The organism is Methanobacterium subterraneum, assembly GCF_002813695.1.
GTDB lineage: Archaea > Methanobacteriota > Methanobacteria > Methanobacteriales > Methanobacteriaceae > Methanobacterium > Methanobacterium subterraneum.
This window is the reverse complement of record NZ_CP017768.1, coordinates 389155-402013: the sequence shown is the minus strand read 5'-3', so window position 1 is coordinate 402013 and position 12859 is coordinate 389155. Positions and strand designations below refer to the sequence as shown.

The window sequence follows — 12859 nt, the reverse complement described above, 5'->3', positions numbered from 1 at the left end:
TGATCAGTTTTAACAACTTTATAATTGGAGAATAGTCAACTAATCAGTTATAACAACTTTATAATTGGAGAATAGTCAACTAATCAGTTATAACAACTTTATAATTGGAGAATAGTCAACTAATCAGTTATAACAACTTTATAATTGGAGAATAGTCAACTAATCAGTTTTAACAACTTTTTAAGGGAGAAAGTGTTTACAATATCCTTCTTCTCAGCCCAGCCCCTGCGTGCGGTGGCCACCCCCAGTTCCATAAAACTTAGATCATGAGTATGATGACTATCTGTACTCACTGACAACTGGCAACCATATTCTACAGCCATTTTAACATGCATATCCTTCAAATCAAGCCTTTTAGGTTGGGAATTAATTTCAAGAATGGTTTCTGTTTCCCGGGCCTTACTGAATAAATTTTCAATATTTAATTGGTACGGCTTTCTTTCTTTAAGCTTCCGCCCGGTAGGATGAGCTAATATATCCACATAATCATTTTCCAGGGCCCTTAGAATTCTTTCATTCATTTTTTCCGGATCCTGGCGAAGATCGGAGTGTACAGCTGCTATAACTATATCCAACTCTTCCAACAAATCCCTCGGCATATCCAGGTTACCATAAGAATCCAGGTTAACCTCTGCACCCTTTAGCAGGGTGATGTCCTCCAGTTCATGGTTTACCCTGTCAATTTCACCCATCTGTTTAATTAATCTATTTTCATCCATACCTCTGGCCACTGGGATGCAAGTATGATCGGTGATGGCCAGGTACTCATAATCCCTCTGGGATGCTTCCAGGGCCATTTCCATGATGCTGCTTTTCCCATCACTCCAGTTGGTGTGTATGTGCAGATCGCCCTTTATATCCCCATAATCCACCAGTAGGGGGAGTTTGCCTTCCTGGGCAGCTTCTATCTCACCGGTGTTTTCCCGGAGTTCTGGTGGAATGTAATCCATACCCAATGCCTGGAAAACATCAACTTCGGTTTTACCAGCCAGTCTTTTTTCATCATGGAATACTCCGTATTCATTGAGTTTCATACCCTGGGATATGGCTATTTTCCTCAGACTGATGTTTAACTCACGAGAACCAGTAAAGTAAACCATTGCTGAACCAAAGTCATCCTCCTTGAAAACCCGGATATCGGCGTCCATTCCATTGAATAGTCTCACTGTTGATTTGGAATGTCCCTTAACTATTACCTCTTCAACCAGATCCATTCGGTTGAAGAAATCCATCACCTCATCCGGATGTTGGGTTACAGTTAGTACGTCGATATCTCCCACTGTTTCTTTTCTGCGGCGGATGGAGCCAGCGATTTCCACCTGTTCCACCAAATCCAGGGCACTTATCCTCTGTTTGATTAAAGATGACAGGGGTAGAACTTCACCCAGTAACTGTCTTCCCGTGCTTTTACGGGCAAATTCCAAGTTTTGGAGAATTTTAGCCTCTGTTTTAGCACCCATTCCCTTCAATCTGCGAATATGATGCCTTTTAGCCTCTTTCTCCAAATCGTCTAAATTCTTTATCCCCAACTCCTGGTAGAGGAGTTTTATTTTCTTAGGACCCAATCCCTCCACTGACATTAACGCATCCAGATCCAGAGGAAACTCTTTCTTTAAATTTTCCAGGTATTCCAGACTTCCAGTATCCAGTATCTCCTCAATTTTCGCATGAATATGTTTACCTATCCCTGGAAGTTCCTCCAGTTTTCCCTGTTTCTTAATATCAGCAATATCCACACTGAGTGTTTCAATGGTGTGAGCTGCTCTGCGGTAGGCTTTGGTACGAAAATCCGGCCCATCCATTTCCAGATAATCCGCCACTCGGTTTAGAATAGATGCCACTTTCTGATTCTGCATAAATAATATTATGTATATCTTGCCCTAAAGTTTTTTTTAAAATACGGGGTTTATGATTGATTTTCATCCCTATTCCCACCAGCTAGGGAGGCCAGTACCCCTAGAAAACTGAGTAAAGCAAATATTAAAAATGCTATTCTGATGCTGGTAATGAATTCTGGATATATCTGAGGGTTTATGGTGGAACTGCCCATAACCAGGACTAACACCAGTAATACCACTCCCATACCAGACATCTGCCCCAGTACACGCATGGTGGTTACGGTGGTGGATGCCACTCCGTAAAGACGGGATTCTACAGTGCCCATTATGGCATTGGTGTTGGGGGAAGAAAAATTAGCAAACCCCAACCCCAGAAAACCTAATCCAATAATGATGATGATCATACTGGTTTCCTCCCCCAGAAATGCAAATATGGCACAACCAATAGTATTCAGGGACATTCCCAACGCTGCCATCTTTCTCGGTTCGATTATATCTGATGCTTTCCCAGCCAGGGGTGAAAATATAGTCATCATCACGGGTTGCACAGATAGCACAATCCCTGCCCACTGAGGATCCAGTCCTTTGATATACTGCAGATATAAACTTAGAATGAATACAATTGGCGCTGCGGAACAGTAACTGATGAATGCTGCCAGATTGTGGAGAGTGAAGCTCCTGTTTTTGAAAATCTTCACATCCAGAACCGGACTTTCTATCCTGACTTCAACTAGATAAAACAAAGCTAACCCAATTAAACCTCCTAAAATTAGAAAAATCCCGGAGGTTTCTGGTAAAATTGACAGCCCATACATCAGGGTTACCAGAGAAAATCCTAAAATAATTGAACCTAAAATATCAAATGATTTTCCACTGGCTTCAGCCCATTCACCTTCTACCCTGGTTACTGCAATGATGGCCAGGATCCCCAGTGGCACGTTAAAGAAAAATATACTCCTCCATCCGAAATATCCAGTTAAGAAACCTCCTAAAACCGGGCCCAGGAAAAGTCCCAGAAATGCTCCGGTAATAGTTATTCCCAGTGCTTTTCCCCGTTCACTGGTGGGAAAAATAGAGGCTATGATGGCAAAGAGGTTGCCGAATATCATGGCACTGCCTGCGCCCTGTAAAACCCGGAATAGTAGGAGCATGTCAATTGAAACAGACATGGTGGCTATGAATGATGATACTGTGAATAATATTATTCCCCAGGTGAAAATCCTTTTTCTACCATAGATATCTGCAAGCCTACCAAATGGAACCAGACAAACTGCCAGGGCCAGTAGATAGGCGGTTGGAATCCAACCCAAAAGTATGGCATTGGCTGCAAATTCATTTCCAATGGAAGGCAAGGCTATATTAATGGATGACCCAACGAAGGGGGTTAAAAAGGAGGTTAAAACAGCCACCATGAGGGCATATTTTTTAGGAGACATGTAGGTTACCGAAAGTGTTATTTCATCTTCAAAAACATAAATATAATTGAGTGTTTATCTTTTTTAGTTGATAAAATATATTGAATAAATCCAAATGTTTATTGAATAAATCCAAATGGCATAGTAAATGAATCTAACTGTTGTGGTGAGATTGTGACTGAAAAAAATAGGCTTATGAAAGCTACTTTTGGTGCTGGTTGTTTCTGGGGTGTGGAAGATGCCTTTCGGAAATTGGAAGGAGTGATTGAAACTGCAGTAGGCTATGCAGGGGGAGATTTTGATAATCCTTCCTATGAAGATGTTTGTTCGGGGGTAACTGGCCATGCAGAGGTGGTTGAAGTTATATACAATCCAGAAATCTTATCATACACTGATCTTTTGAATCTTTTCTGGGAGATCCATAATCCCACCACCTTAAACCGCCAGGGACCTGATATTGGGGCACAGTATAGGTCAGTTATATTTTACCATAACCCTGAACAGGAAAAGTTAGCCAGGGCGAGTATGGGGAAGATGGATTCCTCTGGACGTTACTCTGGTAAGATTGTGACGGAGATCAAACCAGCTCCCACCTTTTGGAGGGCAGAAGAGTACCATCAACAGTACATTGAAAAAACAGGTCGGAAAGGTTGTCATTTTTAAAGGTTTAGATTTTAGAATCTTAAAGGTTAATTTAAGAACCATAATCGCTAAGATTTTAGAACCTTAATCTGTAGATTTCAGTACATTAGTTTAAACTTCTTTTTTAACCTTGATTTGATAAAAATAATCATAATCCCAACAATATCTTTAAATTAATGATCTTACCCTTTTCATTGATAAATCTGGGCGGTATGCTCCTCTGGATGGAACCTTTTATTCCCAACAGTTCTTCCATCTGGGGTGAAACAGCATGGTAAGCCCTGTCTATCTTATTTAACTTTTTTGCACTGATTAAAATTCCTTTTTCAAGTAATTTACTTTTTTCAGGGTCACCTACAACCAGCACCATTTCACCTAGACCTGAATCTCGTTTGGGATGGGAATTATCCGGGTATTTTTTTCTGAACCCCAGGATTTCATTAAGGGAATGTTTTTTAAAATCCAGAATTTCCTTTACCGTGAAATAACCAATTATGTAAAGAGCTTCTGGATGCTCTGATTCTTTTTGAGGAGTAAGGCCAGCATAGAAAACTAGAATGTCACCAGGTTCAAGTTTCAGCAAATAACCAGCCTTACGACCAACATCACCATAGGTAAAGGTGGTAAACTCGGGATCAAAGTGCACTTTACAGTCAGCTAAAGCTTTTGGAAGGTAAATGGAGAGTTTTTTTCCTTTAATTCCAATTAAATCATCATAGGTACGTTTTTCAACTGATTTTTCATCTGATTCGGATAATGGTATATATTCAAAACTTCCATCCGGGAATATGGGAGATAAAACTCCGTCACTGGATTTGTCAATCCCCACCCTTAACAACATGGCTTTCATGGCTACCTTAAATGTGTCTGTTATCCACTGTGATCTGTTATTGTTAAAAACATTTTATTATTATAAAAGGGGAATAATACATTTAATGATTCTTTAATACAGTGGAAGGTTAGGTTTTTAAAATGGAAAAAATTCTGAAATTCTTTGAAAATGACCGTTTCGCAGATCTAAGTAATATTGAAGTGGTCAGTATTTCCCCGGGAAAGGCCACCACCCAGATGGAAGTGGAGGAGATGCATCTTAACGGAGTGGGAACTGTTCATGGAGGGGCTCTGTTTACTCTGGCGGATTTCACCTTTGCACTGGCAGCTAACTCACACGGAACAGTTACCGTGGCTATTAACGCCAATATCTCATACTTCAAGGCAGTTAGTGAGGGTTTGTTAACTGCTGAAGCTCGTGAGCTCTCTAGTGGAGGTAGGATTGCCAGTTACACCGTGGACATATACGATGAGGGACGTGACCTGGTGGCAGTCTTCCAGGGTATGGCCTATCGTAAGCGGGAGAAGATCAGTGATTTATGAAGGGTATTCCATGGGAGGAGTGTTTAAATAAGAAGGGGGATATCCAATTGGGGATATTTCAAATTAGGAGAGAATATTCTATTGAGATGAGGTGTAATTATGGATACAGAAGAGATAATTGGCCTGTTAAATGAGGATTTCGTGAGAGAATTGGAAGCAACCCTGGTTTACGTGCAGAATTCATTTTTAATGGAAGAATGTGATCCCAGCAGGGTAACTGAAGCCATATCTGTGGATGAAATGCGCCATATGTGGTGGCTGGCAGATCTAATAACCAAAAGAGGTGGTAAGCCCACCATGAAGCATAAAGAACTGGACTTTGGCGGTGAAAACCTGGAAGAAATGCTCCAGCGGCAGATCCAGCTTGAATCAGAAGGTATTGATAGATACACTCATCAGATTGAGATCATTGATGATGAAGAGGTAGTGGGAGTTTTAAAGCACATCAGGGATGAAGAAAGACGTCATCGCAAAGAATTCCGTGAAAGGCTAGATAAACTAACGGATTAATAAGGGATAATTTATGGATTAATAGGAATTCCGGGATTAAAGAGATGCTAAAGGGTTAATATGAATGCCCTAAGTACCTGGAGGAGCAATAGTAGTTATTTAGAAGGATTAATCAGCGGAATTATAATATTTAATTTAATATTAGATAGGTGAAAATATGGAATTTACCCCTAGGGAAGTAGAGGAACTTCAAGAGAAATTATTAATTGTTCACCGGTTCATTTCCCAGGAAAAAAGGTTTAAAAACTTTTATTACCAGGGAATAGATGTTAAAGAGAATATCCATAGTGATCAGGGCATGGTATACAAACTCATGGAACTGGATGATGCTGAGGAACTTTTAAAAAATTGTATAATGGAATTGGAAGAGATGAAAGGCGACGGAAAATCATTCAACCCCTCCGAGTTCCATGAATTCCTCATAAATCATGATTGGAGTTTCTTATACAAAAAGTACGGGATGAAAACCTCTGAAGATGTGGGTAAGCTCGATTTGGAAAGTCTTTTAGAACTTTTGTAACTGCAATGTTTTTTAGAACCTTGTATTATAAATTAACGACAATAATAAGAGGTTCTGAAACATTTAATAATCCCAACTTTGATTTTAAACTCCGAAAGAATGATATTATTGTTATTTCCCGCGGAAAATCTGTGAGATCATTCAATGAAACTTATTTCATCCCAGGAATATGATAATGGATTAATTATGGATGATATAATATCTGATCCCATAGTTAGAAGTGAATAGTATTCCCCATCATATTTTTAGGTCATCTCCTCCTTTCTTTTACTGGTTTTATCCATGGCATGAGCTATAAATTCATAGAAAGAATTTTATTTATTGCAATATATAGTTTTGAATGGAGATTATAATGATAGAACTGCTTTTCTTTATTCTAATGCTTTTTATAGTGGCAATTCTTTCGCGAAGAATTGATTCAATCCCTTTAACTCCTCAGATGATCTTCATTTTTGCAGGAATTGTAGTAGGATGGTTATTTACTGGTTATGTGGATATTATACAACCCCCAACATCCACCATTATATTGTTAATAGCAGAAATTGCACTGGTACTGGTACTGTTTTCTGATGCATCCCAGATTAGATTGGGTTCAATTGAACTGGATAGTTTAACTTCCCGCCTACTGGTGATTGGCTTACCCTTGACTATTGTGTTGGGAATTGCCACTGCTATTTTTATTTTCACTGATTTAACCTTCTGGGAAACAGCTATCATAGGGGTGGTTTTGGCACCCACTGATGCGGCTCTGGGCCAGGTTGTGGTTCAAAATAAAAGAATACCCCAATTGATCAGGAAATCACTGGAAGTGGAAAGTGGTTTGAATGATGGATTGTGCGTTCCATTTCTACTGGTTTTTGTGGCCATAGGATTAGCAGAGGAGAGTTTCAGCCCAGTTGGATATTTTCTTGAGGTTGCCATCATGCAGATCGGAGTGGGAGTGCTGGTGGGGATTGCTGTGGGAATTGTTGGCTCCAAAATAGTTATAAAATCCAGGGATAAGGGATGGATAACTCCAGAATATCAAAGAATAGCATTTTTAGCCCTGGCACTCCTATCATTTGTCATTGCCGATCAGACTGGTGGAAGTGGATTTATAGCAGCATTTGTAGGAGGGCTAGCCACAGCATATGTTACCCTCGATGCGCGGAAGGTGCTCATGGACTTTGCAGAAGCAGAGGGTCAGTTCTTGAATTTAGCAGTGTTCTTCATATTAGGAATCGTGATATCCGATCTAATTCCCCAGATCACATGGCATATTATTCTCTATGCCATTTTAAGCCTTACAGTTATCCGCATATTGCCGGTGACCCTCTCTCTTATAGGTAGCAATATTAAATGGGATTCAACACTTTTCATGGGATGGTTCGGCCCACGTGGACTGGCATCGGTAGTGTTAGCCCTTATAGCTTTGGAAAGACTAAGCCCTTTCCAGGGTCAGGAGACTTTCATCCTCACTGTTTTCATAACCGTCTTTTTTAGTGTGATTGCCCATGGAATAACAGCATTACCCTTTTCCAAACTTTACCTGAGCCACGAGGATTAAAACCTTAATAAAGGTTAATTCAAGAGATGGAACATTAGAGATTAATATTATCTTTTTCAAAAATTAGTCTCCATCAATTTTAGATCACAGATTCTCAGGCTCTGCCGGGACTAATACTTTTAGATTTGTATATTAATGACCTACATAAGTTCAAGGGATACATAAATATATAAACTGGTTTCAGCCTTAAATTAATTACTTAATTTTTTTTAATATACAGAAGGATTATAAAGGAAAATATAAGGTAAACCCTGATTAACCCAATTTATAAATCTGTATATGTTTAGAAATAGATAATTGACCTAACAAAAAAATCAGTAATACTATTAAGACGGTTGTGATTTAATATGGCAGGAATAGTAGGATATGGAGTTTACATACCTTCATACCGTATAAAGGTTGAAGAGATTGCAAAGGTCTGGGGAGACAATGCCCAGGCAGTTTCCAGAGGACTGGTAGTTAACGAAAAATCAGTACCAGCCCCCGACGAAGACACCGCCACCATATCAGTGGAGGCAGCTCGTAATTCACTTAAAAGAGCAGGTATTGATCCACAAAAAATCGGAGCAGTTTACGTTGGCTCAGAATCACACCCATATGCAGTTAAACCCACTGCAACCATTGTGGCTGAAGCTGTGGAAGCAAGCCCTGATCTGACTGCAGCTGACCTGGAATTTGCATGCAAAGCAGGTACTGCAGGTATGCAAATTTGTATGGGGCTGGTAGATGCGGGAAACGTGGAATATGGTCTTGCGGTTGGGGCAGACACTGCTCAGGGAGCTCCCAGTGATGCGCTGGAGTACACTGCATCTGCAGGTGGAGCAGCATATATAATTGGAAAAGAAAACACTATAGCTGACTTTGAAGGAACCTACAGTTTCACCACTGATACACCTGACTTTTACCGTAGGGAGGGAAAACCTTACCCCCGTCACGGAGGACGTTTCACCGGGGAACCAGCCTACTTCAAACACGTGCTCGCCGGGGCTAAAGGAATGATGGAAAAAATGGGCACAGAAGCCTCTGATTATGACCATGCAGTTTTCCACCAGCCCAACGGCAAATTCTATATAAGAGCTGCCAAAAAACTCGGATTCACTGAAGAACAGTACAAAACTGGGCTTTTAACACCGGTAATTGGTAACACCTACTCCGGGGCAACACCACTGGGGCTGGCAGCCATCTTAGACATTGCTCAACCGGGTGAACGTATATTCGCAGTTTCATACGGTTCCGGTGCAGGTAGTGATGCTTTCAGTATCACAGTTAATGAGCAAATAGAAGAAAAACGTGACCTGGCACCTAAAGTTAAGGATATGATCAAAAATAAAGAATACGTGAACTACGCCATATACGCCAAGTTCAAAGGAAAAATGAGGATGGCAGGTCTAACTCCACGTTAAACATTTATGGATAGTATTAATGGAGGAATGTTAAATTGAGAGATGTTGCAATTATTGGAGTTTCACAAACCAAATTTGGTGAAATGTGGGATATATCCTTTAGGGATCTGATTACTGAAGCTGGAATGAAGGCTGTTGCCGATGCAGATATTGAAGGGGGAGATCTGGAAGCCATGTATGTGGGAAACATGACTGCGGGTCTGTTTATACAGCAGGAGCATATAGCCTCTCTTATTGCAGACCATTCAGGTCTAACACCCATACCATGTACCCGGGTGGAAGCAGCCTGTGCATCAGGTGGTTTAGCCCTTAGAAGCGGGATAATGGCTGTGGCCTCTGGTTATCATGATGTGGTCATCTCTGCAGGAGTTGAAAAAATGACGGACGTTGTGGATCCTACTCCGGCCATTGCCACTGCATCGGACCAGGAATGGGAAGCCCAACAGGGAGTTACCTTCCCATCACTCTACGCCATGATGGCCCGTCGTCACATGCACCAGTACGGAACCACCAGGGAACAACTGGCCATGTTCAGTGTTAACAATCATAAAAACGGTGCCCTAAACCCACTGGCCCAGTACCCCTTCGAAATTGGTGTGGATCAGGTTTTAAACTCAACTATGGTGGCTGATCCCCTAAGATTACTGGACTGTTCTCCGGTGACTGATGGTGCAGCGGCAGTTATACTCTGCCCTGCTGAAGACGCCCGTAAATACACTGACACCCCGGTTTATGTTAAGGCCTCGGCCCAGGCTTCCGGAACCATTGCCCTGCATGACCGAAGGGATATAACCACCATTGACTCCACAGTACATGCTTCCCGCACTGCATATGACATGGCCGGGCTGGGACCAAAGGATATACAGGCTGTGGAAGTGCACGATTGCTTTAGCATCAATGGTATCTTAGCCATTGAGGACCTGGGATTTGTGGAAAAAGGACAGGGTGGTCAGGCTGTAGAGGATGGTTTTATCCAGCGTGACGGTGACCTACCCGTGAACCCCTCTGGAGGGCTTAAAGCACGTGGACACCCCTTAGGGGCCACTGGAATCGCCCAGGCTGCTGAGATGGTCTGGCAACTCAGAGGAGATGCTGGTAAAAGACAGGTTGACGGTATTGAAGTGGGTATGACCCATAACATAGGCGGTACCGGTGGTACTGCTGCCGTGCATATTTTCGGTCGTTAGAAACATTAAAAAATAAATAAGTTAGGGATTAAAGAATTTAATAATATCCCATAACTATTTATTTAAAATTTATTTGAAAGGCCATCCAAATTTTATTTTTTTTGCTTTTTAGAGCTATTTAAATGTAATTCAATTTATTTAAAAAAAGAATAATCAGTTATAATTACCTTCACCTATTTTAATCTGTATGTTTGGGTTTTTCTAAATACATTATTTATTTAACTGGCAGGCCACAGCTTTCCCAACCCATTATTCCACCAACCAGATTGTATAGGTTTTCAAAACCCAGTTTCACCATTAGATCAGCACCGGCAGCACTCCTCATTCCGGACCGGCAGTAAACCAGGTAGGTCTTGTTTTTATCCAGTTCCTGAACTTTATCCTTGAAGTCTGGTGATTGGTAGTTTAGAAGTTCAGCCCCCTCAAGATGTGATTCAGAGAATTCTCCAGGGGTTCTCACATCAAGAATAACAAAATCAGGGTTGTCTTTATTTTCCATTATCAGTTCATATGACTTTTCAGGGACAATATCATTGATTTTAGAGGTTTTGCTTCCAAACATTTTAAATAAATCTCCAGTTAAGGTTTATATTATGTTGATTTAAGTTTATGTTGATTAAGCTCATAAACTTGACTGTTTCACGGACTGTTCGTTTATTATAATATAATTCCTAAATATCCCTGTTCAATAGATGGGAATCTTGAATTAATTAAATCAAATTTAACGCTTTAAATCTTCAATCGGTAAATTAATTGTTTCAGTGAATATTGGATATCTTCAAAAAAGCTCTTTACAAAGATTAACTCTTTTTCCTGGATTCCACCCAACTTCCATAAAACCAGGTAGTATAAACTTAACCCTAAAATAGCAGTTAAGACTATATCCAATGGTTTATGAGGGTTCAGGATGATTATAATAATACACATTAAGAATCCAGTTAATATACTCTTGATCAAAAACCAAGGGTATAATTCGAGGCGAATATAGTTGAGGGAGTAATAGAGGGAGATAATGAATGCAAAGATGTATACGGCCAGTGATGTTAGGGCAATGCCTATTATTCCCCAGAAGAATCCAAAGGTAATGTCCATCAATAGATTGGAAACTGCACATATTATCCATATGTTGCCGGTTATGCGGGTTTTCTTTTCTAAAATAATCACCTGGGACATGATCCCGTACAATCCAAAGAAAACACCTCCTAAAGCCAGTATGGGAGTTATGAAATAACCTCCAAAGGCGATCTCCGGATTAGATAATACCTTTAAAATTGGCAGTGAGAGGACTGATAGTAAAAAAAAGAGAGGGATGGCTATTATAAGGAAGAGTTTAAGAGAATAATTGATTAGAGTTTTGATCTTCTGGATTCTGCCCTGAGCATGGTAAAGGGCAAGGTTGGGTAACAGGAGGGTGTAGAAGGGGGACATGATAATGGAAATGAGATTACCCAGGAGATATGCTGCCGAGTAGTAACTGACAAAGGATAATCCCAGGAATAAACCTATTAAATAACGGTCGGTGATGTCCAGTATCCAGAATGAAAGATTGGTGGGGATGGTGGGTAGTCCAAAATTAAGGTATTCCTTTAAGTTAGAAAATAGAGGTATTTTAAAGCCAATTTTTCTCAATATTGGGATGTACATGGCAATGATGAGTATTAACTGACTTATGATTAGGCCTATGATTGCACCGTTAATCCCGTAACCCTTAAAAACCAGTGCAGCCACCAGGAAAACTACAAGGTATGCTTGAATGAATGAAAACAGTGAATATCTTTTCATTTCCTGAAATGTTCGGAAAAAATCAAAAAATAGGAGTGTTAAGCCGTTTAAGAATAGGCTGAGGGGTAGAAACATGGCCACAAAGAGGTTGCCATTGAACAAATTTTTAGCCAGGAAAGTTGCACTTAACATAAAAATAATGGCCATTAACAGGCTTCCCAAAACTACAGTAAATCCCAGGGAATAGAATACTTCCTGAATTTCTTCCCTACTTTTATGTGGGGATAAAAAACGAACCATGGTGTAGGGTAGTCCTAAAACTGCAATTGCCGGTACTATGGTTATGGTGATTGTGTACTGTACCCAAACACCATACTCTAGAATGCTTAAGCTTTGGGTGAGGATTGGTAGTAAAATTAGCTGATTAAAACTTACCAGGATTGTGGTTATGCCCAGAATTCCTATTTTCTTTAGAAATATTTTGTATTCCTGCAAATGTCGCACCACCATTAATGCGAAGAAACAATGATATTGGTGTCATTATTGATTATGTTTAGAGTATCATTAAACACTTTAGAGATTCTTCAATAATAAAGGACATATAACGAATTAATATCATTCTCAATAATTTAGGAGAAAATTAGTTTTTGCGAAATTAAAGAATATTCTTGGATACGTGATAATTCAGATCATCTAAGGCTT

At 40.2% G+C, this 12859-nt stretch carries 12 protein-coding genes; 7 read left to right on the top strand and 5 right to left on the bottom strand.

The window, feature by feature from the left end; all coding sequences use genetic code 11:
- Positions 1-155: 155 nt before the first annotated feature.
- Both polX and BK009_RS02000 read right to left on the bottom strand, forming a co-directional pair.
- Positions 156-1856: a DNA polymerase/3'-5' exonuclease PolX gene (gene polX, locus BK009_RS02005; RefSeq protein WP_100908864.1), complete on the bottom strand. Its 1701-nt coding sequence runs from the start codon at positions 1854-1856 to the stop codon at positions 156-158.
- Between the two features lie 50 nt (positions 1857-1906).
- Positions 1907-3274: an MFS transporter gene (locus BK009_RS02000; RefSeq protein ID WP_100907595.1), complete on the bottom strand. Its 1368-nt coding sequence runs from the start codon at positions 3272-3274 to the stop codon at positions 1907-1909.
- Positions 3275-3427: 153 nt separating this feature from the next.
- Between BK009_RS02000 and msrA the strand changes: the two genes are divergently transcribed.
- Positions 3428-3916 carry a peptide-methionine (S)-S-oxide reductase MsrA gene (gene msrA / locus BK009_RS01995; RefSeq protein WP_232727987.1) on the top strand — a complete coding sequence of 163 codons (489 nt, stop codon included), beginning with the start codon at positions 3428-3430 and terminating at the stop codon, positions 3914-3916.
- Between the two features lie 127 nt (positions 3917-4043).
- On the opposite strand, the gene BK009_RS01990 is transcribed toward msrA, so the two are convergent.
- On the bottom strand, positions 4044-4745 hold the full coding sequence (locus BK009_RS01990) for an Nmad3 family putative nucleotide modification protein (protein ID WP_100907596.1): 702 nt from the start codon (positions 4743-4745) through the stop codon (positions 4044-4046).
- 122 nt (positions 4746-4867) lie between these two features.
- On the opposite strand from BK009_RS01990, the gene BK009_RS01985 reads away from it, so the two are divergent.
- The 6 genes from BK009_RS01985 to BK009_RS01960 all read left to right on the top strand — a co-directional run bounded on the left by BK009_RS01985 (position 4868) and on the right by BK009_RS01960 (position 10435).
- On the top strand, positions 4868-5269 hold the full coding sequence (locus tag BK009_RS01985) for a PaaI family thioesterase (RefSeq protein ID WP_100906554.1): 402 nt from the start codon (positions 4868-4870) through the stop codon (positions 5267-5269).
- Between the two features lie 99 nt (positions 5270-5368).
- The gene (locus tag BK009_RS01980) at positions 5369-5779 is read left to right on the top strand and encodes a ferritin-like domain-containing protein (RefSeq protein WP_100906555.1); all 411 of its coding nucleotides are present in this window, start codon (positions 5369-5371) and stop codon (positions 5777-5779) included.
- Positions 5780-5936: 157 nt separating this feature from the next.
- Entirely contained in the window at positions 5937-6299 is a 363-nt protein-coding gene (locus tag BK009_RS01975) for a hypothetical protein (protein WP_100906556.1), read from the top strand.
- Between the two features lie 352 nt (positions 6300-6651).
- Positions 6652-7845, top strand: a complete 1194-nt coding sequence (locus BK009_RS01970; protein ID WP_100906557.1) for a cation:proton antiporter — start codon at positions 6652-6654, stop codon at positions 7843-7845.
- Between the two features lie 347 nt (positions 7846-8192).
- On the top strand, positions 8193-9248 hold the full coding sequence (locus BK009_RS01965) for a hydroxymethylglutaryl-CoA synthase (RefSeq protein WP_100906558.1): 1056 nt from the start codon (positions 8193-8195) through the stop codon (positions 9246-9248).
- 35 nt (positions 9249-9283) lie between these two features.
- Entirely contained in the window at positions 9284-10435 is a 1152-nt protein-coding gene (locus tag BK009_RS01960) for a thiolase domain-containing protein (protein ID WP_100906559.1), read from the top strand.
- A 214-nt stretch (positions 10436-10649) separates the two neighbouring features.
- Here the strand turns inward: BK009_RS01960 and BK009_RS01955 are convergent, their stop codons facing one another.
- Entirely contained in the window at positions 10650-10997 is a 348-nt protein-coding gene (locus BK009_RS01955) for a rhodanese-like domain-containing protein (RefSeq protein ID WP_100906560.1), read from the bottom strand.
- A gap of 167 nt (positions 10998-11164) precedes the next feature.
- The gene (locus tag BK009_RS01950; RefSeq protein ID WP_157809468.1) at positions 11165-12652 is read right to left on the bottom strand and encodes an oligosaccharide flippase family protein; all 1488 of its coding nucleotides are present in this window, start codon (positions 12650-12652) and stop codon (positions 11165-11167) included.
- Positions 12653-12859: the final 207 nt, after the last annotated feature.